Below are 23,342 nucleotides of genomic sequence, written 5' to 3'. Positions count from 1 at the left end.
ATAGGTTCAGACATGATGCTGAACAATTACTTGTGAGACCTCTTGTCGCACGTAACGCTGCAAAGATAGAGGGGCTTGAAGAAATAGGAAATCCCCATTTATAATGGAAGATTTGTCTCATTCTCATTATAAATGGGGATATATGGAATAAAAATAGTCGATATTGTTAATGGTGGAATAGGCGGATGCCTGTAAATGCCATTGCCATATTATATTTGTCGCAAGTTCCAATCACATGGTCATCACGTACGGAACCACCCGGTTGTGCAATGTAGCTGACACCGCTTTTATGCGCGCGTTCTATATTATCTCCGAATGGGAAGAAAGCGTCCGATCCTAAAGCTACACCTGTCATCGTATTCAGCCATGCCCGTTTTTCTTCACGTGTCAGCACTTCCGGCTTTTCTGTGAAGAACTGCTGCCAAACGCCGTCTGCCAATACATCGTCATAATCCTCCGAGATGTAAACGTCGATAGTGTTGTCACGATCTGCACGACGGATTTTTTCAATCCATGGCAAGTTCATCACTTTCGGATGTTGGCGTAAATACCAGATATCTGCTTTATTTCCTGCCAGACGCGTACAGTGGATGCGTGACTGTTGGCCTGCGCCAATACCGATTGCCTGCCCGTCTTTGGCATAACACACCGAATTGGATTGCGTATATTTTAAAGTGATTAAGGCAATGATTAAGTCGCGTTTCGCATCAGCCGGAATTTCCTTATTCTGCGTAGGCATCTCTTTCAAAAGACTCTCATCGATCTTTAATTCGTTTCTTCCCTGTTCGAAAGTCACTCCGAATACATCTTTGTGTTCGATAGGAGCCGGGCGGTATGCAGGATCTATCTTTATTACATTATAGGTTCCTTTTCTTTTATTCTTCAGAATCTCCAGTGCTTCGGGAGTATAGTCAGGAGCAATGACGCCGTCGGATACTTCACGGTTGATGATGCGTGCTGTTTCTTCATCACAGGTGTCGGACAATGCGATAAAGTCTCCGTAAGATGACATACGGTCTGCGCCACGTGCGCGGGCGTATGCTGTAGCTAATGGAGACAGTTTCATGTCGTCCACAAAATAAATCTTTTTCAGCGTGTCGCTCATTTCTACCGCAACAGCAGCACCTGCAGGGCTGACATGTTTAAAAGAAGCGGCAGCCGGCAGTCCGGTAGCCTCTTTCAGTTCTTTCACTAATTGCCAACTGTTGAACGCATCCAACAAATTGATATAACCGGGACGTCCGTTCAATACTTCGATGGGGAGTTCTCCTTCTTTCATGAAGATACGGGCAGGCTTTTGATTGGGGTTGCAGCCGTATTTCAGCTCGAGTTCGTTTGCCATTTTATTAAATATAAAATTATGAGTTACTAATTACAAATAGATAGCGACAAAATTACTAAAAAAAGACTAGCTTGCCTAAAGTTGTGCCACAAAATAGTAGCGTATAATTAGTATTTGCCAATAAATGATGATTTAAAATACCTATAAATGATGATTGCATTTCAGCAAAATATTCCGTTTCTTTGTACTCTCTAATATACATAGGTATGATGGATAATTTACAGAAATACAAGCCGACTGATAAGATGATCGATCTCATCAGCGATAATTATTCTTTGTTGCAAGTGATGAGTCGTTTTGGGCTTTCATTGGGGTTTGGTGACAAAACAGTCAAAGAAGTTTGTGAACTAAATGGAGTGGACTGTCGGACTTTTCTGATTGTAGTCAACTTTATGGCTGAAGGCTTTTCCCGGCTCGATGGGGATAAAGATGATATTTCCATACCTGCATTGATTGATTATCTGCGGCAGGCACATATTTATTTTCTTGATTTTTCTCTTCCGGCTATTCGTCGTAAATTGATCGAGGCAATTGATTGTTCGCAGGACGATGTAGCTTTTCTTATTCTCAAGTTTTTTGATGAATATACACGAGAAGTGCGTAAGCACATGGATTATGAAGAGAAAACCGTCTTTAAGTATGTCGATTCATTGATTAAGGGAAATGCTCCCAAAAACTATCAGATCAGTACCTTTTCCAAACATCACGATCAGGTAGGGGAGAAGTTGACAGAACTAAAAAATATCATTATAAAATATTGCCCTGCCAAAGCAAATGAGAATCTTCTGAACGCGGCTCTTTTCGACATATATGCTTGTGAAGCCGGACTGGAATCTCATTGCAAGGTTGAGGACTATATTTTTGTTCCTGCTATTCTGAATTTGGAAAGGAGGATTAGGGAAAATGAAAAATAACGAAGTTGTTCGAATAGCTATTGCAGAGACCTCTGTAATTATTCGTGGTGGGTTGACTGCTGCATTGAAGCGTCTTTCTAACGTAAAAGTGCAACCAATAGAATTGTTGTCTGTTGAAGCTTTGCACGATTGCGTCCGGACGCAATGTCCCGAGATGTTGATTGTCAATCCTGCTTTTGGTGATTACTTTGATGTAGCTAAGTTTCGAGAAGAAATATCTGGTAAAAGGATACGTTTAATAGCGTTGGTTACTTCTTTTGTAGATGCTTCATTATTGGGTAAGTATGATGAGTCTATTTCAATATTCGATGATTTGGAAACTCTTTCTAAGAAAATTGCGGGTTTGCTGAATGTGGTTTCTGAAGAAGAAGGGATGGATAATCAGGATACGCTTAGCCAGCGGGAAAAGGAAATCGTTATCTGTGTGGTGAAGGGAATGACAAATAAGGAAATAGCGGAAAAGCTTTTTTTGTCGATTCATACGGTGATTACACACCGGAGAAATATTAGCAAAAAATTGCAAATACATAGTGCTGCCGGTTTGACTATCTATGCTATTGTAAATAAGCTGGTTGCATTGAGCGATGTGAAAGACTTATAGCCTGCGGAAGTGTTATAAAATATAAAACCGTTTGCGCACACGAAAAATATTCGTACCTTTGCAAAGCAGTTGAGAAATTGCTGTTAGTTTATAAGGTAAAAGAAAATATTAAATAGAGGTATTAGATTAGACAGTTTAAGGTATTAAAAGTTTTTTAGTTTAGTTCAATAGGATAAGTTTTTAATAGAAGGTAAAAGGATAACAATAGGTAAGACGTTTTTAGGTAAAAAGAAGATTAGTTTTCAGGAAATTTGAGGTACTATGGAAAAGCCTTTAGGCTTTTCTGATGCGGTGGCGAGTGGTTCTATAAAAAGAATTAGCTCGTTTTTTTTATTTATATGGGATTTAAGTCTGTCGCATTGTTATGGGTTAAACAGAGAGTATTATTAGTATAGACTATATAGTAGGTTTAAGGGTCCATGCAAGCGAAAAAATAGTGACGGTATATGACAACGATACCGTTGCTATCCCGGACATATACCGTCACTATCCTTGCCGGATAGCGTCACTATTTTGTAGACGAAAACTTATCGATGAATAGGGTTGCTTGATCTTGCAGGTTAGGAGGGTAATAAAAAACAAAATCCCGACGAAATCGCTTCGGCAGGATTCTATTTCATTTTTTACTTAAATGTGGCTACGTAATAAAATTATGACTAATTAATTCAATTCTGATACTGCAAAGATAGTTCGTTTCAGTATGAGTCACAATCACCTTTATGAGGTATATTATGTAGTAGTTCTCACTATTTATGGTTAGTGGCAGGCGTTTTCTCTACTTTCTTCCACTCTTTAGTCTCGAAATCGTATGCTTTTATGATTCTTGCAGGGCATCCGGCGCATATTGAATAAGGTGGAACGGAATGACTGACTACGCTTCCGGCAGCCACTACGCAATGTCTTCCTAAGGTTACTCCCGGTAGAATGACCGAATTGGCGCCTACCCATACATCATCCTCAATGACAACAGGCAGTGTGCTGACTCCTTGTTCATCAATCATCTTTTCCGCATCCTGGTAATTGTGGTTGAGTCCTGTGACTGTTACATTCTGTGCCAGATTGACGTGGTTGCCGATATGAACCGGACCTATGATTGTATTTCTTAATCCGATGCGTGTATAATCTCCGATTGTTAAGTCGCCAACTGCATTGTTCAGACAGGAGAAATCTTCGACAACAGAATATTTTCCCAAGAAGAACCGGTTGAAAGGAGGGAGGTCTTTGCGGACACTCCGGTAGATGACAGAACCCTTTCCACGTTTCAGGTATATGAAATCGAAGAGCCGTATCCACCAGTTGGGGCGAGTTTTAACGGGATGCATGATGAAACGATGCACAGCCTGTTTCAAGCCGGGGTTTTCTTTAATTCGTTGTTTAAGTGTTTTTTTCTCCATATTGAATGTTTTTTCTTCTTTTTGTCTTCTACCAGATAATCAGGGATTGCCAGGCTGTAAGTGATTAATAGACCGAAGAGTGCGATCCACCATCCGAATGATAAGGTCCAATTGTATACGGTTATCAACGAAGCCCAAACGCTTACGAAGATACATAATTTAAGTGGAGAAGGTGTCAATTGTTGTACGATCCGGTTGCAGAAACTCCAGTTTCCCTCAAATATGGAAGGGAGCAAGTAGGAAGTCGTTTTCCGGATACGTTTCCGATAAGGGCAGACCGGAGCGGATTGGCAGTATACAATTACGTCCGGCAGGTAATCAATGTATATATTCTGCCGGAATAACTTTCGCTCAATATTGGTTTTGGAACTTTTCATGTTCTTTTGCAGCCATTTCAGATCGATTGCCATATTAGTTCCCAGCAAATGGGAGGATAGTCCGAATTGTGTATTACCGGCTCTGCAAAGGCTGTTTTTTATTTCTTCACGTATAGCACGGAAGCGATTACGGAAACCTTTGCGGTTTTCTATTACCGTATGTAGCTGGATGGCTTGTATACCGGCATCGTATGCATTGTATATTTTGTCCAGAAATTGCGGAGATAAAGCAGAGGCTGTATGGGACAGAAAGAGAACCAGGTCGTAATGCTCCTGGTCTAAGCTGTTGATTGCCTGATACAGATCGCTGTATGTGATAAACTCGTATGATTCTTCTTTATATATTTCCGGAAGAAGGCTTCCTTCCGGAACGAGAATAGCGCAACGATATGTTTTTTGAGCTTTAGGATAAGTGATATGTTTGAAATGTGAAGCTACGGCCATCACAAAGAGGTATAGCAGCAAAAGCCCTGTACAAAAGAATATCAGATCATCTATTATGTAGATATAAGAGTCTATCATCTGAAAGGAGATTATACGTTCTCTTTTTGAATGAATGCAGTAACTGTTTTCAGAATAATCTTTATATCCAGCCAGAAAGAGAATGTCTTTGCATAGGTGATATCCAACTGCTTGCGTTCTTCGGCAGAAAGTTTACCGGCTTCGCCTCTTTTCTCTACCTGCCATAAACCGGTCAATCCGGCCGGCCCCATGAAACGGTCGATGTGCTCATCGCTTGTCAGCAATTCGGCTTCGTAGAGTGGGAGAGGACGGTTGCCTACTATTGACATATCCCCCTTTAAAATATTAATAAGCTGGGGTAATTCGTCAATACTATATTTACGGATAATGCGTCCTATCTTTGTTATTCTCGGGTCATTTTCCAATTTAACGAAAGCATTGCTTTTTTCTTTGGACTTCTTGTTGATGTAGTCTTCTTCGGAGATTACGAAATCGTCCGATATCAGGAGGATTTCTTCTTCGTCGGCTTCTTCATTAATATCCGGTTCCAGTTCTTCCCCCCAAATATCCTCATCTTCCTGTTGATACTGGTTAAGAGCATTGAAATCCTTTAAATGCTTGTCGGCATCAGTGTACATCGAACGGAATTTAAGGAAGTCGAATATCTGATAGTTACTTCCTACTCGCTTGGATTTGTAGATAATGGGGCCCTTGCTTTCTAACCGGATAGCTAATGCAGTAAATATTAGGAGAGGAGAAAGGCATAATATCGCCATTCCCGAAAAGAATATATCAAAAGTTCGTTTCCATAAAGGCAATCGGAAAGCATTAATATTTTGTGTTTTAAGCTGAAGTGCCTTTATTTTCTGATCTTTTCTTCGTTTAAGGAAAGTCGATAAGTCCTTTAAAGCCTCTTGGCTCGTTTCATATTTGATTGTATTGTTAATGCCGGCTTTAAGATATTCGGATGCTTCTTCCTTAGACAAGGAATCGATGACGAGTATCATATAAAGTCCCGGATATTTTTTGCGCATGTATTGGATATCTGCAATATCTTGGGATAAGTTCACCTGTTCGAAAAATAGGGCTGCGTCATATTTTTCGCGTATTTTCTCCAATACTTTGACAGCTTTGCTACAATTGGACGCAGCATAGAATACCCCAATACTTAGTCGGGAGAGTAGTTCTATTGTTTTGCTATCTCTGCCTATATAAACAAAATATTGCATGTGTAGAAGACCCGGTATTAGTCAATAATCTTTTTGATTCGGATTTTGAGTTCCAATGGGTTGAATGGTTTCAGGATATAGTCTTCTGCTCCCTCTTCCAGTAGTCTGATTCTTTCCGTTGTACTTTCTTCGCTGGATAACATAACGATAGGAATTGATTTGAATAATTCATTGTTCTTCATGTATCTTAAAAATTCATCACCCATCATAAGAGGCATACGAATGTCTGAAATAATGAGGTCAGGTACATTGCCTTCATTAAGCCATTCTATTGCTTTGATGGGATCTTCCAAATAGGTAAAATCATACTCTTTTCCTAGATACACACCGGCCACTTTTCCGATTGTCGATTTATCGTCGACTAGTAATATTTTTTTCTTCATACGAATAGACCTTTCTATCGCTTGCTTTGTTATTTGATTTATTGATTGAGATTGTTGTCACATTATGTTTGTGATACACTGCAAATATAGATATTATTTTAGAATAATCTCCATTCTGGAGAGTAAAATTCGTGATATATGTTTTTTTTCTATTAATTGCGACTAACAGTATCTTGATGAAAAAACACGGATTTCAACTTTCATGAAATCCGTGTTGATGATTGACTGTTTGGCTTATTTATAGACTCTTGATGAATCAAAAGTTTTCCACCATTCTTCATTCTTAGTACCGCCACTTGTTACCCAACTTTCGAACAGCGAGTAAGCAGATTTGATATTCATATATTCCAAAGGCCATTTGAAGTCTGTCGGAACCATGATTCCCCATGCTAGGTTATCTTTACTGATGTAATATCTTTTGCGGGAAGTAGAGCTATCGTCGTTGTTGCCTCCGAACAAGTCGGTATTTGCTAACTTAGTGGGTTGGTAACCGACGATATGGATCTCTTTACGCTGGTTTCTGTTTCCTTCTACGAAGATGAACACATTCAGTTTGTTGATATTAAGCTCATCCACAGAAATTGGGTTGCTGAACTTGATAGTGAAACTGATATTTTTAGGATTCGTATTGGCAGAATGATCTTTAATGGTATTAATCTGTTCGTAACGGTCTCTTCCCAATGCGTTGTGAGCATCGTCAAATAATGGGATAACAGCATAGTCCTGGCCGTTCTCAATCTTATTACTATTCACATTAAAGTTTTTAGCAAGAGAGTTATCACTGAACACCACCGGTTGTGTGATAGCACTGGCAGGAACACCGTCCAGCATGATAGCAGCTCCGATGCTCTTCGTAGCTCCCGCAGCCGATAAATCAAGACTTAGCGTGAACTCTTCTGCCTTATTATCCTTGTTGATGGAAATCTTTCTTTCTTTGATAATCAAAACAAGATCGTTCATATCGTAATCTCCATATAAAGGCCACTGGTCTTCAAATAGATAAGCGTAATTACGAGTGTCATCCATGATGATCGGGAATTTAGGATCTTCTGGTTCTTCTCCTTCATTTCCATTATTCTTAGTACCCGTGCAGACTTCTATCACGACTTTGGATTCTCCCATTTTAGTAAAGTATGCGCCATTTTGTACATAGAAGTTGTTCCAATATGGGCTCTTTTCAACATGATTATCACATTCAATAACTAAATTTCCATCATACGTAAAACCTTGTCCGGTTATAACCGGAGATTTTATCATAGAAGTATTTTCGCCTTTTCCGTAAAATTTAGCATGAGCTGTATTCATGTAAATACTTGTAGTTGCATCCAGCATAGAACCATTGCTCAAGTTGACTGTCCCATTAACAAACTCCATCGTAGGAGCTTTTAAGTATCCTTGGGTAAAGTTGAATGTTGCTCCGTTTGCATAGAAAGAAGTTGTGGCTTCCAGACTGCAAGCATTGTTGAATGTTGTATTGGTGAGGCTGATAGTTGTAAATCTCATGATGTTGTTATTGGTAGCAACAGCATTAGAATTTGCAATTAATTCCTTACCATAAATCTCTCCGTTATTTTCTAGTGAGAAATTAGATGGCAGATTTAATGTACCTTCAAGCTCAATTTTATTATCATTCACAATTTTTGTGTTAGAATTGATTGAGATGTCTCTGCTTGTTATGGTTCCTTCGTTGTAGAGTGTTGCACCGGAATGCAGAATCATGGTATTTGTTACCGCCAGTGTCCCCCAGTTTCTTAATGCAGCAGGCGCTCCATTAGTGAATGATACATCGTCTGCGTTTACTTCTCCTTTTTCCATGATAGTCAGCATGGAGTTTCTGATGAACGTCATGGTTCCTGATGCATTAATCTTTGCATTGTTCATCACAATGATTTCAATTCCGTTCTGGAATTGGAAAGTTGCAGGAATAGTCCATTGGGCATCTACATAAACTCTGGTTGCAATATCACCGTCATATCCGTCAAATTTGAATATACCATTATAGTCAGAGGTGATTTTGTAATTAGCATTACGCAGTAAAGTAGTTCCTGTCATTTCTGTAACTTCCTTAGCGTCAGCTGGTATGGAAGAATAATCCGGTTTTTTAAATGCAAGGCTTCTAGTAGCGACACCACGACTCATTAATGCTCTATTTTGTGCTGCAGATTCTGCATAATAGAGCTTACAGGTAATATTATCGCTGTTTTCGGGCACATCGAACTGATATACCTGTTCACGTCCTCTAGGGTCAGTTTGTTTCACGTAAATACCCTTTTGAGTGGGAAGCAGGCTGACAGCAGCTGTAAATTTAAAGTTATTTTCTTTGTTAGCTGTCCTTGCAGCGAGTACGGAAGCATTTTCGTTAGTCAAAGGATCTTCTGCATATATTTCAATTAAATAAGCAAATTGCCCTCCTTCTTCATCTTTCACTTCGACTGAAACATTTTTTGTGGTTATCATGTTCCAATCGATATCATCGGGAGCAGCAAAGCCGTTTCCCATCGGGTTAGGTGTTTCATAAGACGGATCATAGAGATCCTTTCCGGAGTCCACACAACTAAACATAGTACCTGCTATTGCTATTGCAATAATGGGCACAAATTGAACTGTTTTCTTCATCATAATGTATTATTGCTTGATTGTTTGTAACCAAATCCATCACAAAAATAACTGCATATCTTTTATTGGAAATGTTTTTTCTGTTATTTTATAGGGTGAAAACAACTATACTTCCGTTTTGGTTCTTCTTTGGCTCGTTTAGGTTTGATGAAGTCTCGGTGATGATGAAGAGAATCCCTTGATTTTCACTTTTATAAGACCGCTTAAAATGAAAATCAAAGGATTATATTAAGTGTATTTAATTTAAGACTTAGTAATTTCTCCTATTAAGCAGGAGTTCATTTTATATCGGATATCCTTGTTGGGTAATCCATGTCCCAATAAAAACATGAGCTTTGTTATGGCACATTCGGGAGTGCTGTCATATCCGCTGATTACACCTGCTTCCAAAAGGTGCATTCCTGTTTCATAACGTCCCATCTCTACTGCTCCGGAGGCACACTGTGTGATGTTGACAATGATAATTCCGCGATCGGTAGCTTCTTTTAGTTGGCGGATGAACCATTCCTTTTGCGGGGCATTTCCTGAACCGAAGGTTTTCATGACAACTGCCTTCAATCCGGGAACATGAAGCAGAGAAGTTACGATACTCTCTTGGATACCAGGGAAGAGGGTCAAAATAACTACATTGGTGTCAAATAGATAATGCGGCTTTAATGGTTTTGTCGGATCTGGTTTCCGGATAAGATGGGGTTCATATTTGATGTGGATACCTACCCGTGCCAAGGGTGGATAATTGAAAGAGCGGAAAGCGTTAAAATTCTCCGCATTAATTTTGGTGGTACGGTTGCCACGCATCAAATGATTTTCAAAGAAAATACAAACTTCAGGAACGATGGCCGTACCATCCGGGTTTTTGGCAGCTGCGATTTCAATGGCTGTGATGAGATTTTCTTTTCCGTCTGTGCGCAAAGTTCCGATTGGTAGCTGGGAACCGGTGAGAATGACGGGCTTGCTTAGGTTTTCGAGCATAAAGCTTAATGCAGAGGCTGTGTAAGCCATCGTATCTGTTCCGTGAAGGATGACAAAACCATCAAAATAATCATAATTGTAATTGATAATCTTTACTAGCTTTGCCCAGTAAGCAGGTTCCATATCCGAAGAGTCGAGAGGGGGATCAAATTGGTAGGAAGAGATGCGGTAGTTGAATCTTTTTAGTTCGGGTACATGCTTAAGCAAATGATCGAAGTTGAAGTTTTCTAAGGCACCTGTTTCCGGATTCTCTATCATTCCGATAGTTCCACCCGTGTAAATTAACAAAACGGAAGGGGTTTCTGCTCTCATAATTGTTGAATTACTGTTAAAACGCTGGCAAAGATAGGAAAAAATAGTGATTTATGATTTATGAATTATGATTTATGAGTTTTCGAATGATTTTGTAGATTTATCATTCATGTGAACCTCCCTCACGTCCCTCACACTTGATTAATTTATTAGAATTACCAATGACTTGGCTTCAACTGCTGATTCACATAAATCATAATTCATAAATCATAAATCATAAATCATTTCACCGCTTCTTTTAATTTAAGGATGGCTTTTTCCGGGTCTTTTTCTTCTTCGAGCAGAGTAACGAACTTACTGCCGATGATAGCTCCGGAAGCGTGTTCGCAAGCTGCCTGGAATGTCGCTTTATTGGAGATACCAAATCCTATCATCAACGGATTGTTCAGATGCATATCTTTTATTTTCTTGAAGTATGCCTGTTTTTGTTCGTTGAAATTCTGTTGTGCTCCGGTAGTTGCTGCTGATGAAACCATGTAAATGAATCCGTCGGTATGTGTATCTATTTCGCGTACCCGTTCTTCGCTGGTCTCCGGTGTGATGAGCATAATCACTTTGATGTTGTAGCGCTCTGCAATGATACGATAATGTTCTTGATAATCACGGAAAGGGAGATCGGGGATGATAACACCATCAATACCGCATTCCACGCATTTACGGCAGAAGTTTTCAAATCCGAATTGCATGATTGGATTTAAGTACCCCATGAATACAAGTGGTATTTTTACGTCCTTGCGAATATCCCGCAATTGTTCAAAAAGAAGTTTTAAAGACATGCCGTTGCGCAATGCTTGGGTAGCGGCATTCTGGATAACAATGCCGTCTGCCATCGGATCACTGAAAGGAATACCGATTTCAATCATGCTTACTCCATGTTTTTCGAGTGTGCGGATTACATTGGCAGTACCATCTAAAGTGGGGGTGCCGGCACAAAAATAAATAGAAAGTATGTCTTTCTTGTTGCTATTGAAAAGTTGATTAATTCTATTCATGACGTTGGAATTTTAAAGTGATGATTTTAATTCGTTTAAAAATGTCCGGATACGCTCCGGATCTTTTTCTCCCGGTTTGGTTTCAAAACGGCTGTTGAGATCATATCCGGCAAGCCGGGGATGCTTGAATTCTTTCAGGGCATTGGCACTGTATGAGTTGATACCTCCGCTCAAAAGGAAAGGTACATCTCCGTTATATGTGTGTAATATGCTCCAATCAAATTGATTTCCCGAACCACCATATTGCTCGCATTTGGTATCGAACAGAAAAAGATCACAGACTTTTTCGTAGTCATACACCTTTTTCAAGTCTTTGGGGCGGTCTACGGAAAAGGCCTTGATGATTTTCAATCCGGTAGAATGTAAGGACCGGCAGTATTCCGGCGATTCATTTCCGTGGAGTTGCACATCATTCAGTCCGAAACGATCAGCATACATGCTGACCACTTGCTTATCTTCATTGACAAAGACGCCGACACGCCGGGCATGAGTGGGCAGGTAAGCCGGAAGCTCGTAGACACATCGGGGAGATTTAGGATAAAAGATGAATCCCAGCATATCTATGCCTTCGATAGCCTCTACGTCCTGTATGTTTTCAGCTTCTCGCATACCGCATACTTTGATAATTTTTCCGTTAATCATAGGGCTGTCCGTTTTGAATAATTAGTTTATTGAATGGCTTGCAGGAAATTCTGTAAAGTTTCTCCCGGTCGCTGTGTTTTCATAAATGTTTCGCCGATCAGGAATCCCCGGAATCCGGCTGCCCGGAGGCGTTTAACTATTTCCGGATCGGAGATGCCGCTTTCAGATACCAGTACCGAATCTTGAGGAAGTTGTCCGGCCAGGCGGAAAGAGTTTTCTACATCGGTGAAGAAAGTACCCAGATTACGGTTGTTGATACCTACCATATCTATTCCTTTGTTGATGTACGCCAGTTCTTCGGAACTATGAATCTCTAATAAGACCTCCAGTCCTAATTCATGGGCTTTTTCTGCAAGTTCATTGCATTTTTCCGGTTCTAGTGCGGCTGCAATGAGAAGTACGGCATCTGCACCAACAATTTTAGCTTGGTAAAGCTGGTATTCATCAATGATGAAGTCCTTTCTAAGGATGGGAATTTCCACCAAAGGGCGTGCGGCGCGGATATCTTTCAGGCTTCCTCCGAAAAACTTCTCATCAGTAAGGATGGAAAGGGCGGAGGCACCTGCCGCTGCATAGGAGGGAACGATCTCTTCCGGACGCGCTTCTTCTTGTATCCATCCTTTGGAAGGAGAGCGCCGCTTGAACTCGGCGATAATACCTGATGTGGAAGAGGCTAATGCCTGCTTCATAGAGCGGGGAGTCGGAGATTCGCTGATACCTTCCTGTAATTGTTCGATAGAAATAGCCTGCTTTTGCAGGTCAACTTCAAATCGTTTGTTTGCTATAATCTCGGATAATATATCTTTCATTAGTTCGTTTGTTTTTATATTTATAATCAGACTTGCTAATCGTAAATCAAATTAACTATTCAATTCGATGAATTTTTTTAGTGTTGCTAATGCACGTCCGCTTTCCAATGATTCTTTGGCAAGAGCAATACATTCTTCAATTGTCTTTTCCGGACGAATCACATGGATAGCGAAAGCAGAGTTGACTATCACTACATTTTTTTGAGCTTCCGTAGCTGTATTATTCATGATATGATCGAAAATCTTAGCTGCATCTTCCGGTGTTTGTCCGCCATCCAGATCAATATCCTTATAACGGGAGAAGCCGAGGCTTTCGGGAGTGTAAATCTTTTCATGATCGCTGGTTGCCACTTTAAACTCATTGGTCAGAGAAATCTCATCATATCCGTCAAGGCTATGAACAACGGCAAATTTCGTCTTGCTTTCCTGATAAGTATAGGTGTAAAGGCGAAGTAACGGTAGATTGTAAACTCCTAACAGTTGGTAAGCAGGTAATACCGGATTTACCAATGGACCGAGCATATTGAAGAAAGTGCGCACTGCCAATCCTTTACGAACCGGAGCTACTGCTTTTAATGCCGGATTGAATAAAGGGGCATGTAGATAAGCAAGATTGCATTTTTCCATGCTGCGACGCAGTTGGTCTACATCACTGGTGAATTTTACACCGTGTTGCTCCATTACATTACTGGCACCACTGACCGACGTTGCTCCATAGTTACCATGTTTCACAACCGGGAAGCCGGCTCCGGCAACTGTAAAGCAGGAAGCTGTAGAAATATTGAATGTGTTTTTTCCGTCACCTCCGGTTCCTACGATATCAATCGGAGCGAAATCACTCAAATCGACCGGAATACGCATTTCCAACAGTGCGTCACGGAAACCGCATAATTCCTCTACGGAAATATTACGCATCAGAAAGACGGTGATGAGTGAGGCCACTTGCACATCGTTATATTTCCCTTGCGCGATGTTCTGTAGAATGGTGCGCGCTTCATCGCGTCCCAAATATTGATGTTCGAAAAGTTTGTATAGAATCTGTTTCATAAGTTTAATCGTTTAAGAAGTTTTTGATAATTTCTTTTCCTTGCGGAGTTAATACTGATTCGGGATGGAACTGAATACCATGTACATTATACGTTTTATGGCGGATTGCCATGATTTGTCCCTCCTGGCTTTCTGCTGTTATTTCCAGACAGTCCGGAAAGCCTTCCCGGCTGACTACCCAGGAATGATATCTTCCAACAGGGATTTCTTTTCCTAATCCTTCAAAAAGCAGGTCCTGACGAATGATACTTACCGGAGTTTGTACGCCATGATATACTTCTTTGAGATTTTCCAGACGTGCTCCGAAGGCTTCGCCGATAGCCTGATGACCCAGGCAAACCCCCAGAATGCTTTTGGTCGGAGCGTATCTCTTAATAATAGGTAGTAACAAGCCGGCTTCTTCGGGTATGCCCGGTCCGGGAGACAGGATGATTTTATCAAAACGATCTACTTCATCAAGCTCTATCTGGTCGTTGCGGACTACTTCTATATCTGTAGCCCCTAATTCTTTCACTACATGCAGCAGGTTATAAGTGAAAGAGTCGTAGTTATCTAAAAGTAATATTTTCATTTTTATTGTCATTGTAAAATGGTTGTTCAAATACTATCTCTGCTTTTCTGCCTAAAGAAATAGAAGCGTTTAGGCAACGGGAATCTTTTTTCAGGCAACAGCAATTATTTTTTAGGCTGACTATTTGGGACGGTTAATTTTTTAATTTGACAGCTAAATCAATTGCTTTTTTCAGTGCTCCCAGTTTATTGTTCACCTCTTGCAGTTCGTATTCATCTTGGCTGCGTGCTACGATACCTCCTCCGGCCTGGAACCAGAGTTCGTTGTTGCGGCTTACAAAAGTACGGATGGTGATTGCTTGGTTTAATTCGCCATTCAATCCGATAAAACCGATACAACCACCGTAGGCTCCACGATTATGTGGCTCGATTTCACTGATTAACTGCATAGCGCGTACTTTGGGGGCGCCGCTTAACGTACCGGCCGGGAACGTGTCAATAAACGTTTTTATTTTGTCTGCGCCTTCATTCAGCATACCGCTGACACGGCTTACCAAATGAATAACATGGCTATAATATTGCGGTTCCTTATAGAATACCACGCGTACGTCATGGCAATTACGTGAAAGATCGTTTCTAGCAAGATCAACCAGCATGACATGCTCTGCATTTTCTTTAGGGTCGGCCAGTAAAGCCTCTGTCAATTCGCGGTCTTTTACTGTGTCTCCCGTGCGACGGGTGGTTCCGGCAATCGGATCAATGTAGGCGCGGCCGTTTTCGATTTTGCAATGTGTTTCCGGTGAAGAACCAAAGATACGATATCCTCCGAAGTCGAAATAGAAAAGATAAGGAGAAGGATTGATGCTGCGGAGTGCGCGATAAACTTTGAAATCATCTCCGGCGTATGGTTGGATAAATCTTCTGGAAAGCACGATTTGGAAAACATCTCCGCGCATACAGTGTGCGATTCCTTTGCGCACATTTGCTTTGTGCTCTTCGTCGGTGATGGGGCTGGTTACGGGGCCTGTTACAGAGAAATTGTAGGAAGCATAATTCCGGTTTTCGATGGCTGCTTCCAGTTCCGGCAAACCGCTTTCTTCTCCTTCGGACAACATTTCAACTAATGTCAGCTCATTTTTGAAATGATTGAAAACAATGACATACTTATATAATATGTATAGTAAATCCGGAGCATCGTTTTGCTCATCATGACTTTCTTTCACCGGGATATGCTCGAAGTACTTCACGGCATTAAACGTCGTGTATCCGTAAAGCCCGCATACATTCTTATTATCTCCGGTCACCTGGAACTGATTGATAAACCGGTTTATGGCCTTTTCTACATTGAATGTTTTTGTCAGCGGTTCTTCCGTACGGCTATTATCGGGATAGTTGGCAGTGACAATGCCACCGTTTACACCGATGCTTGCCAAGGGACAAAGGGCTATAAATGACAGGGAATTTTCTCCGGCATGATAATCGGAACTTTCCATTAATGCGGATTGAGGATACATGTCGCGCACTTTCAGATAAATGCTGACGGGAGTATGCATGTCTCCGAGCACTTGTTTGCTATGGGTAGTATAATTAAATGTTTTCATTTCTATAATTGCTTGATTATTGATTGCGAATGATGGTTGACTAATTATTTATAGCTGTTCGTTAAACGACAAATAGGTTTCAATATCTTTGTCTCCTCGTCCTGAAACAGTCAATACAACGATATCTTCCGGCTTGAACTTCAATTTTTTCAAAGCTCCTAATGCATGGGCGGATTCCAATGCAGGGATAATACCTTCGAGTTTGGTTAGTTCGTAGGCAGCTTCTATCGCTTCGTCGTCGTTGATTGCCAATACGTTGGCACGGCTTTGGGCGGCAAGGTTAGCGTGTATCGGACCAATGCCCGGATAATCCAGTCCGGCAGAAATGGAGTATGGCTCCTCTATCTGTCCGTCCTCGTTTTGGATGACATAGGTACGTGCTCCGTGGATAATTCCCATTTTGCCGAGTTGGATGGTAGCGGCAGTCATTCCGGTCTCTATTCCTTTACCTCCCGCTTCCGCCAGGATAATGCCTACCCGTTCGTCGTTGATATAATGATAAATCGTTCCGGCAGCATTACTTCCTCCTCCCACGCAGGCTATCAGATAATCCGGATAATCACGTCCTTCTTTTTCTTGCAGTTGCTTTTTGATTTCTTCGCTGATAACAGATTGCAGGCGTGCCACCATGTCAGGGTAGGGATGAGGGCCTACGGTAGATCCGATGATATAATAAGTGTCGGCAGGGTGACAGCACCAGTCGCGGATCGCTTCGTTGGTTGCATCTTTCAGAGTCATGTTGCCGGAAGTAACGGGGATAACGGTAGCTCCCAACATTTTCATTTTCTCTACATTGATGTGCTGGCGTTCTACATCCGTCTTTCCCATATAAACGATACATTCCATATCCATCAATGCACAGACGGTAGCTGTTGCTACTCCATGTTGTCCGGCTCCGGTTTCGGCGATGATACGCTTCTTTCCCATGCGGCGTGCCAGTAAGATTTGTCCGATGGTGTTGTTGATTTTGTGAGCACCTGTATGATTCAGGTCTTCCCGCTTCAGATACAACTTGCAACCGTACTTTTCAGAAAGGCGTTTGGCCAGATAGAGTGGGGAGGGACGTCCTACGTAGTCACGTAGCAACTGGTCGAACTCCTTTTTAAAATCTTCGCTTTCAATCACTTCGAGGTACTTATTCGTTAGTTCCTCAACACATTTGTGGAGGATTTCCGGTACGTAAGCACCGCCGAATTCTCCGTAATAGCCATCCTGGTCAACTAAAAAACTTTTCATAATCCTATCTGTATTTTTATGTTATTATTGAATCTGTTTTGAAACGGGTAAATAAAAAGAGCCCTGTCGCAGGTTGCGACAGGGCTCTTTCAAATTTGTTATATCTTTAATGAGGTATATACATACGAGCACTGCTCCCTTACGACTGTCGGAGTTGTAACGGGCGCCACCACCAATATGTATTTACTAACATTGTTCTCATTGTCTTTTGTAATTTTATGGGGGCAAATATAGACACTTTGTTTGAAACAGCAAACAAAATATGACTTTTTTTCTCTTTTGCCTTCATTTTTCTGATATAGAACAATTTTCAACCTGAACTGTTCTTATAAATATTGAATATTTAAACAAAAACAATTATGAAACGGAGAAAAGTTTTAGTAGGTATCGCTATTGCCATTTTCATTATATTATTATTGTATTGGTTATTGGTAGCAGAGGATATGAAACCCTGGTTGTCGGCTATGGTTCCTTCCGTGGCACAACAATTCTTTGCTTGATTCTGACAGGCTTCGGATAAATCATGTATCTTTGCAAGGATAGTGACTAATAACCAAAATAATAACAATAGACTAAGATATGGAAAATTTTATTTTTCAAAATCCCGTGAAACTAATCATGGGAAAAGGGATGATTGCCCGGCTGGCTAAAGAAATACCGTCCGACAAACGTATTATGATTACTTTTGGCGGCGGAAGCGTGAAGAAAAACGGAGTGTACGATCAGGTAAAGGAAGCATTGAAGGACCATTTTACGGTAGAATTCTGGGGAATCGAACCCAATCCTGCCATCGAAACTCTCCGTAAAGCGATTGCTTTGGGAAAAGAAGAGAAAGTGGACTATTTGCTGGCTGTTGGCGGCGGTTCTGTTATTGACGGTACGAAATTGATTTCCGCAGGAATCCTGTATGATGGTGATTCTTGGGATTTAGTGCTTGCCGGACGCCCGGTAACTCATACTGTACCTCTTTCCACTGTATTGACTTTGCCTGCTACCGGTTCGGAAATGAATAACGGAGCAGTTATTTCCCGTCGCGAAACGAAAGAGAAATATCCTTTTTATGCCAACTATCCAATCTTCTCTATTCTTGATCCGGAAGTTACCTTTACTTTGCCTCCTCATCAGGTAGCTTGTGGATTGGCTGATACCTATGTTCATGTGATGGAGCAATATATGACTACTTCCGGACAGAGTCGCGTTATGGACCGTTGGGCGGAAGGTATTCTGCAAACTCTGGTGGAGATTGCTCCGAAAATTCGTGAAAACCAGCATGATTATCAACTGATGGCTGATTTTATGCTTTCGGCTACAATGGCATTGAATGGATTTATTGCTATGGGAGTGTCTCAAGACTGGGCTACTCACATGATCGGGCATGAAATTACTGCTTTGCACGGATTGACACATGGCCATACGTTAGCCATTGTTCTTCCTGCCACGTTGCAAGTGCTTCATGAAGAAAAAGGGGATAAGCTTTTGCAGTATGGTGAAAGAGTTTGGGGAATTACTTCCGGCACGAGAGAAGAGCGGATTGATGAAGCAATTTGCCGTACCGAAGAATTTTTCCGTTCACTGGGACTGACTACACGTTTGCATGAAGAGAACATCGGACAGGAAACTATTCTGGAAATCGAACGCCGCTTCAATGAACGTGGTGCTAAATATGGTGAGAATGGAAATGTAACAGGTGCTGTTGCTCGTAGAATATTAGAGACTGCACTTTAGGCACACTCTTACATGAAGTTTATAGAATAAGAAGGTTTCCGAAAAATCCTTCTTGCTAAATAAAATGTGTACCCTAAAAGTTGGATATAAAACTTTTGGGGTACATTTCGTTAGTAGTGGTAATAATGTAAAGTAGCGGGGCAGTATTATCATCTTACAGGGTATACTTCATAATCAGTAACAGCAAAAAGAGTGATTTTATAAATCCAAGGCTTTTCGGTATTCTGCTTACTATTTCTCAATTTTCTCTGTTCTTGGAATTTTGAACCAGAAACAAGAACCTTCTCCTTCTTTAGATTCCGCTCCGATAACTCCTCCCAGCCGCTCTACTATGACACGACAGATGGCTAGTCCGAGACCTGTTCCTTTAATAAACGAATTCAGTTTGACGAAACGTTCGAACACCTTGTCTATTTTGTCAGCAGGAATTCCGATACCTGTATCTTTTACATAAAAGTATATTTCATCATTTGCTTCTTCAATCCGGTATCCCATTTCGATAGAACCTTTGGAAGTGAACTTTAAGGCATTGTTTGTAAAGTTGATGATAACCTGTGATAAGCGTATGCGGTCTGTATTAATAATACATTGATTTGCTCTCTCTGTGAATACGATTTGTACGTCCGGTGAAGAGTTTTTTTCTTGCATTTGTCTGCAAATACCTTCCATCAGTTCATTAATGTCAGTTTGCGCAAATGTGAATTCCATAGTACCGGCTTCGATTTTGGAAAGATCCAGAATATCGTCTATCAGTTGCAATAATAAGATGTTGTTGCTGGAGATTATTTTCACGAACTCCTGTTTCTCTTCTTCCTCCTCTGTCTGACAAACCATTTCGGAAAATCCTACAATTGCGTTTAGTGGGGTTCGTATTTCATGGCTCATATTAGCGAGAAAGGCAGATTTTAGTCGATTGGATTCTTCGGCTTTTTCCTTTGCCTCTTGCAACATTCTGTTCATTTTTAGTTTTTCAGTGATGTTTTCAAAACGAAGTAATCCGCCAATAATTTCAGTTTCTTTTTCGTCGCCAAAAACGGGAGTTGCGGTCACTTCAAAATCGACATCGTCTACTCTGATTGTATGTCGGATTATTTTGCCTTGTTCGATTGCTTTCTTGAAAGCACATTGTCCACATGGTTCATTACGAAGTGCACTGGTCTGATAGCAAATTTTTCCCGGTATGTATCGTCTTCCTTTTACCAGGCTGGCGATTTGTCTTGTTTCTTCCCATTGCACCCGGTAATTTTTATCAATATAGATAAGCCCGAAGTCAATACTTTTTAGAGCTAGTTTCTGCTTCTTCAATGCTTTTTCCAGTTCTTCTTTGGCTGCAACCAATTCTCTTTCATAATTCTTGAGTTGAGTGATCTCCCATCGGGTTGCGAGCAGCCATCTTTTTTCCCCTTCCCATGAAATAATTGATTTTACAGCAATCGTATCATGGGTGATTCCATCGGGAGTGATATATTTTTCTTCTTTGCGGTATACTTTGCCTTCTTGTACGAGTTCTTTGTCGATATTCCGGTATTTTTCTCCTCTTTCTTCTCCGTATATTTCGTAGTCAGTATGTCCGATGGCTTCTTCACTGCTAATGCCGGATTGAGCGGCTGATTCTTTATTCCAGTAATAGTATCGGAAATCATTTGTAATGTCTTTTACGAAGATAGGAAAAGGAAGGTTGTCGAGAATGTCAAAAGAGAAACGGTAGGAATGATTGGTTTTTTTAATCGTTTTTTGTAATTTACGGATTCTATATAATAAGATGCTGATGATAAGGAGTAAAATAATTACCAGTAAATAATTATAACTCCAATATGCTTCACTAATCCAAGAAATTAACAAAATATTGTTTGCCATAAAATGTTTGATATAAATAAGGTTGTAAAGATATGAATTGTTCTCTGAATTATCAAAAGATAATACATAAATATATTGATTTTCAACCTTATATTGTGACAGTGTAATAAAATGTGATGGATAAATGGGGACGTATGGTGTCTTTTATTTCCTGTATGGTATGATATTTTGCTTAATTTTGATTCTTTTTTTAGAGGTAAAATGTATTAAAATATTAAATGATGTCTCATGAACTAAAATCATTTCTAATTTGTTTTAATAACGCTGGAGTATTTTCTATTTTTGTTCACCTAAATTAGTTTTGATAGAGTCAAAATAAAACAATCATTTAATTACGTATGCTGATAACCATTATTATTCTCGTTCTTTCGGCTGTCTTTTTCGTGAACGGCAAGGTTCGTTCGGATATTGTGGCGCTATGTGCGCTGATAGCCTTACTTGTTTTTCAGATATTAACTCCTGACGAGGCACTCTCCGGTTTTTCCAATTCGGTAGTCATTATGATGATCGGATTGTTTGTTGTAGGAGGGGCTATTTTCCAGACGGGACTGGCAAAAATGATTAGTTCCCGAATTCTTAAACTTGCGGGAACCAGTGAGATCCGGTTGTTTCTATTGGTGATGTTGGTGACTTCTGTCATTGGCGCGTTTGTCAGTAACACAGGTACGGTGGCATTGATGCTTCCTATTGTTGTTAGTCTGGCGATGAGTGCCGGCATGAATCCCAGCAGGCTGTTGATGCCGTTGGCTTTTGCAAGTAGTATGGGAGGTATGATGACTCTGATTGGTACTCCGCCGAACCTTGTGATACAGAATACGTTGACTTCCGCCGGACTTGAGCCGCTTTCTTTCTTCTCTTTCCTGCCTGTCGGCATTGTCTGTGTAATTGTCGGTACACTGGTTCTGATGCCGCTTAGTAAATGGTTTCTTTCTAAAAAAGGCCAGAAAGATGATAATAAACGTTCGGGCAAGTCATTGAAACAGTTGGTTAATGAATATGGACTTTCCAGTAATTTGTTTCGTTTACAGGTGATAAAAGATTCAAGGCTTTTGGGGAAGACAATTATTGATCTGGATATTCGCCGTAAATATGGTTTGAATATTATGGAAGTTCGTCGTGGTGATGCATCGCAACATCGTTTTCTAAAAACGATTACTCAAAAGTTTGCTGCACCGGACACGATGTTAGAAGTAGAGGATATTTTGTATGTGACTGGAGACTTTGATAAGGTGCAACTCTTTGCGGAAGATTACCTGTTGGAGATCTTGGGCGACCATGCAACGGAAGAAACAAAAAGTACGACTAATTCGCTTGATTTTTATGATATCGGTATTGCTGAAATAGTATTGATGCCATCTTCTAATTTGATAAACCAGACAATTAAAGCAGCTGGTTTCCGTGATAAGTTTAATGTGAACGTATTGGGGGTTCGTCGTAAAAAGGAATATTTATTGCAAGATTTGGGGAATGAGCGTATTCATAGTGGTGACGTGCTTTTGGTGCAAGGAACATGGAATAATATAGCCCGTCTTAGCAAGGAAGATGCTGATTGGGTTGTTTTGGGACAACCTTTGGCGGAAGCGGCTAAAGTTACGTTAGATTATAAAGCTCCGGTAGCAGCTGCTATTATGGTGTTAATGGTGGCAATGATGGTTTTTGATTTCATTCCGGTAGCTCCGGTTACAGCCGTTATGATAGCGGGTATATTGATGGTGCTTACGGGATGTTTCCGCAATGTGGAAGCGGCTTATAAAACGATCAACTGGGAAAGTATTGTATTGATTGCTGCCATGCTCCCTATGTCTCTGGCATTGGAGAAAACGGGAGCTTCGGAATATATTTCCAATACATTGGTGAACGGTTTGGGATCATATGGACCGATTGCATTGATGGCAGGTATTTATTTTACGACTTCGTTGATGACGATGTTTATTAGTAATACGGCTACCGCTGTTTTGCTTGCTCCGATTGCTTTGCAAAGTGCCATACAGATTGGAGTCAGTCCGGTTCCTTTCCTGTTTGCCGTGACGGTAGGTGCAAGTATGTGTTTTGCTTCTCCGTTCTCTACGCCGCCTAATGCCTTGGTGATGCCTGCCGGACAATATACCTTTATGGATTATGTAAAAGTAGGATTGCCATTGCAGATTATTATGGGAATCGTGATGATTTTTGTATTGCCATTGATTTTCCCCTTTTAGTCTTTGATTTTTATCTTGTCAGTGGGGGAGATGAAAGAAATAGAGATTTGTAGCGCTGAATCTTTGTCTTTTTATGAAGAGTTGCATATTTCCATGCAACTCTTTTTTTGCTGTATACTATTG

Annotated in this window: 20 protein-coding genes; 5 read left to right on the top strand and 15 right to left on the bottom strand. The window is 40.6% G+C overall.

The features are described 5' to 3' along the window. Nucleotides 1-166: 166 nt before the first annotated feature. On the bottom strand, nucleotides 167-1,342 hold the full coding sequence (locus tag DW173_RS10040; RefSeq protein WP_004312523.1) for a phosphoribosylaminoimidazolecarboxamide formyltransferase: 1,176 nt from the start codon (nucleotides 1,340-1,342) through the stop codon (nucleotides 167-169). A gap of 209 nt (nucleotides 1,343-1,551) precedes the next feature. Between DW173_RS10040 and DW173_RS10035 the strand changes: the two genes are divergently transcribed. Continuing rightward, nucleotides 1,552-2,256: a hemerythrin domain-containing protein gene (locus DW173_RS10035; protein WP_004312522.1), complete on the top strand. Its 705-nt coding sequence runs from the start codon at nucleotides 1,552-1,554 to the stop codon at nucleotides 2,254-2,256. Beyond that, nucleotides 2,246-2,857 (top strand): helix-turn-helix transcriptional regulator, encoded by a 612-nt coding sequence (locus DW173_RS10030; protein ID WP_004312521.1) that lies wholly within the window; start codon nucleotides 2,246-2,248, stop codon nucleotides 2,855-2,857. Before DW173_RS10035 ends, DW173_RS10030 begins: the two co-directional genes overlap by 11 nt. 746 nt (nucleotides 2,858-3,603) lie before the next feature. Here the strand turns inward: DW173_RS10030 and DW173_RS10025 are convergent. From DW173_RS10025 to trpB, 13 genes are all read right to left on the bottom strand, one after another. Next, nucleotides 3,604-4,251: an acyltransferase gene (locus tag DW173_RS10025; RefSeq protein WP_004316628.1), complete on the bottom strand. Its 648-nt coding sequence runs from the start codon at nucleotides 4,249-4,251 to the stop codon at nucleotides 3,604-3,606. Continuing rightward, nucleotides 4,203-5,150 (bottom strand): glycosyltransferase family 2 protein, encoded by a 948-nt coding sequence (locus DW173_RS10020; RefSeq protein WP_008022883.1) that lies wholly within the window; start codon nucleotides 5,148-5,150, stop codon nucleotides 4,203-4,205. Before DW173_RS10020 ends, DW173_RS10025 begins: the two co-directional genes overlap by 49 nt. A gap of 11 nt (nucleotides 5,151-5,161) precedes the next feature. Further along, nucleotides 5,162-6,319 (bottom strand): sugar transferase, encoded by a 1,158-nt coding sequence (locus tag DW173_RS10015; RefSeq protein ID WP_008022882.1) that lies wholly within the window; start codon nucleotides 6,317-6,319, stop codon nucleotides 5,162-5,164. 17 nt (nucleotides 6,320-6,336) lie between these two features. Beyond that, nucleotides 6,337-6,702 (bottom strand): PleD family two-component system response regulator, encoded by a 366-nt coding sequence (locus DW173_RS10010; protein ID WP_004300114.1) that lies wholly within the window; start codon nucleotides 6,700-6,702, stop codon nucleotides 6,337-6,339. A 234-nt stretch (nucleotides 6,703-6,936) separates the two neighbouring features. After that, nucleotides 6,937-9,321 (bottom strand): LruC domain-containing protein, encoded by a 2,385-nt coding sequence (locus DW173_RS10005; RefSeq protein ID WP_049702563.1) that lies wholly within the window; start codon nucleotides 9,319-9,321, stop codon nucleotides 6,937-6,939. 240 nt (nucleotides 9,322-9,561) lie between these two features. Next, nucleotides 9,562-10,602 (bottom strand): asparaginase, encoded by a 1,041-nt coding sequence (locus tag DW173_RS10000; protein ID WP_049702564.1) that lies wholly within the window; start codon nucleotides 10,600-10,602, stop codon nucleotides 9,562-9,564. 221 nt (nucleotides 10,603-10,823) lie between these two features. Continuing rightward, on the bottom strand, nucleotides 10,824-11,594 hold the full coding sequence (gene trpA / locus DW173_RS09995) for a tryptophan synthase subunit alpha (RefSeq protein WP_004316614.1): 771 nt from the start codon (nucleotides 11,592-11,594) through the stop codon (nucleotides 10,824-10,826). A 12-nt stretch (nucleotides 11,595-11,606) separates the two neighbouring features. Further along, entirely contained in the window at nucleotides 11,607-12,236 is a 630-nt protein-coding gene (locus DW173_RS09990; RefSeq protein ID WP_008640637.1) for a phosphoribosylanthranilate isomerase, read from the bottom strand. Between the two features lie 26 nt (nucleotides 12,237-12,262). Continuing rightward, the gene (trpC, locus tag DW173_RS09985; RefSeq protein WP_074705265.1) at nucleotides 12,263-13,045 is read right to left on the bottom strand and encodes an indole-3-glycerol phosphate synthase TrpC; all 783 of its coding nucleotides are present in this window, start codon (nucleotides 13,043-13,045) and stop codon (nucleotides 12,263-12,265) included. A 51-nt stretch (nucleotides 13,046-13,096) separates the two neighbouring features. Next, on the bottom strand, nucleotides 13,097-14,092 hold the full coding sequence (gene trpD, locus DW173_RS09980) for an anthranilate phosphoribosyltransferase (protein WP_004316609.1): 996 nt from the start codon (nucleotides 14,090-14,092) through the stop codon (nucleotides 13,097-13,099). Between the two features lie 4 nt (nucleotides 14,093-14,096). Continuing rightward, entirely contained in the window at nucleotides 14,097-14,663 is a 567-nt protein-coding gene (locus tag DW173_RS09975) for an anthranilate synthase component II (protein ID WP_008770619.1), read from the bottom strand. A 133-nt stretch (nucleotides 14,664-14,796) separates the two neighbouring features. Beyond that, nucleotides 14,797-16,203 carry an anthranilate synthase component I family protein gene (locus DW173_RS09970; protein WP_087317750.1) on the bottom strand — a complete coding sequence of 469 codons (1,407 nt, stop codon included), beginning with the start codon at nucleotides 16,201-16,203 and terminating at the stop codon, nucleotides 14,797-14,799. Between the two features lie 48 nt (nucleotides 16,204-16,251). Then, the gene (gene trpB / locus DW173_RS09965) at nucleotides 16,252-17,439 is read right to left on the bottom strand and encodes a tryptophan synthase subunit beta (RefSeq protein WP_007752215.1); all 1,188 of its coding nucleotides are present in this window, start codon (nucleotides 17,437-17,439) and stop codon (nucleotides 16,252-16,254) included. Nucleotides 17,440-17,798: 359 nt separating this feature from the next. Here trpB and DW173_RS23970 point away from each other — a divergent pair, with 359 nt between their 5' ends. Together DW173_RS23970 and DW173_RS09955 are read left to right on the top strand one after the other, a co-directional pair. Further along, nucleotides 17,799-17,939, top strand: a complete 141-nt coding sequence (locus tag DW173_RS23970; RefSeq protein ID WP_164497220.1) for a hypothetical protein — start codon at nucleotides 17,799-17,801, stop codon at nucleotides 17,937-17,939. Between the two features lie 79 nt (nucleotides 17,940-18,018). Next, the gene (locus tag DW173_RS09955) at nucleotides 18,019-19,164 is read left to right on the top strand and encodes an iron-containing alcohol dehydrogenase (RefSeq protein WP_049702568.1); all 1,146 of its coding nucleotides are present in this window, start codon (nucleotides 18,019-18,021) and stop codon (nucleotides 19,162-19,164) included. 231 nt (nucleotides 19,165-19,395) lie between these two features. On the opposite strand, the gene DW173_RS09950 is transcribed toward DW173_RS09955, so the two are convergent. Beyond that, a complete protein-coding gene (locus DW173_RS09950) occupies nucleotides 19,396-21,021 on the bottom strand; it encodes a PAS domain-containing sensor histidine kinase (RefSeq protein ID WP_120144379.1) in 1,626 nt (541 codons plus the stop codon). 338 nt (nucleotides 21,022-21,359) lie between these two features. On the opposite strand from DW173_RS09950, the gene DW173_RS09945 reads away from it, so the two are divergent. Then, nucleotides 21,360-23,219 (top strand): SLC13 family permease, encoded by a 1,860-nt coding sequence (locus DW173_RS09945; protein WP_049702569.1) that lies wholly within the window; start codon nucleotides 21,360-21,362, stop codon nucleotides 23,217-23,219. Nucleotides 23,220-23,342 lie beyond the last annotated feature (123 nt).

Source organism: Bacteroides sp. AM16-13 (assembly GCF_003602705.1).
GTDB classification, from domain to species: domain Bacteria; phylum Bacteroidota; class Bacteroidia; order Bacteroidales; family Bacteroidaceae; genus Bacteroides; species Bacteroides xylanisolvens.
The sequence above is the reverse complement of the archived record's forward strand: the minus strand, read 5'-3'. Positions and strand labels throughout refer to the sequence as shown.

Bases quoted from the DNA above. Each gene is read 5' to 3' on its own strand.
- DW173_RS10040 (WP_004312523.1), bottom strand. From the start codon at position 1,342: ATGGCAAACGAACTCGAGCTGAAATACGGCTGCAACCCCAATCAAAAG.
- DW173_RS10035 (WP_004312522.1), top strand. From the start codon at position 1,552: ATGGATAATTTACAGAAATACAAGCCGACTGATAAGATGATCGATCTC.
- DW173_RS10030 (WP_004312521.1), top strand. From the start codon at position 2,246: ATGAAAAATAACGAAGTTGTTCGAATAGCTATTGCAGAGACCTCTGTA.
- DW173_RS10025 (WP_004316628.1), bottom strand. From the start codon at position 4,251: ATGGAGAAAAAAACACTTAAACAACGAATTAAAGAAAACCCCGGCTTG.
- DW173_RS10020 (WP_008022883.1), bottom strand. From the start codon at position 5,150: ATGATAGACTCTTATATCTACATAATAGATGATCTGATATTCTTTTGT.
- DW173_RS10015 (WP_008022882.1), bottom strand. From the start codon at position 6,319: ATGCAATATTTTGTTTATATAGGCAGAGATAGCAAAACAATAGAACTA.
- DW173_RS10010 (WP_004300114.1), bottom strand. From the start codon at position 6,702: ATGAAGAAAAAAATATTACTAGTCGACGATAAATCGACAATCGGAAAA.
- DW173_RS10005 (WP_049702563.1), bottom strand. From the start codon at position 9,321: ATGATGAAGAAAACAGTTCAATTTGTGCCCATTATTGCAATAGCAATA.
- DW173_RS10000 (WP_049702564.1), bottom strand. From the start codon at position 10,602: ATGAGAGCAGAAACCCCTTCCGTTTTGTTAATTTACACGGGTGGAACT.
- trpA (WP_004316614.1), bottom strand. From the start codon at position 11,594: ATGAATAGAATTAATCAACTTTTCAATAGCAACAAGAAAGACATACTT.
- DW173_RS09990 (WP_008640637.1), bottom strand. From the start codon at position 12,236: ATGATTAACGGAAAAATTATCAAAGTATGCGGTATGCGAGAAGCTGAA.
- trpC (WP_074705265.1), bottom strand. From the start codon at position 13,045: ATGAAAGATATATTATCCGAGATTATAGCAAACAAACGATTTGAAGTT.
- trpD (WP_004316609.1), bottom strand. From the start codon at position 14,092: ATGAAACAGATTCTATACAAACTTTTCGAACATCAATATTTGGGACGC.
- DW173_RS09975 (WP_008770619.1), bottom strand. From the start codon at position 14,663: ATGAAAATATTACTTTTAGATAACTACGACTCTTTCACTTATAACCTG.
- DW173_RS09970 (WP_087317750.1), bottom strand. From the start codon at position 16,203: ATGAAAACATTTAATTATACTACCCATAGCAAACAAGTGCTCGGAGAC.
- trpB (WP_007752215.1), bottom strand. From the start codon at position 17,439: ATGAAAAGTTTTTTAGTTGACCAGGATGGCTATTACGGAGAATTCGGC.
- DW173_RS23970 (WP_164497220.1), top strand. From the start codon at position 17,799: ATGAAACGGAGAAAAGTTTTAGTAGGTATCGCTATTGCCATTTTCATT.
- DW173_RS09955 (WP_049702568.1), top strand. From the start codon at position 18,019: ATGGAAAATTTTATTTTTCAAAATCCCGTGAAACTAATCATGGGAAAA.
- DW173_RS09950 (WP_120144379.1), bottom strand. From the start codon at position 21,021: ATGGCAAACAATATTTTGTTAATTTCTTGGATTAGTGAAGCATATTGG.
- DW173_RS09945 (WP_049702569.1), top strand. From the start codon at position 21,360: ATGCTGATAACCATTATTATTCTCGTTCTTTCGGCTGTCTTTTTCGTG.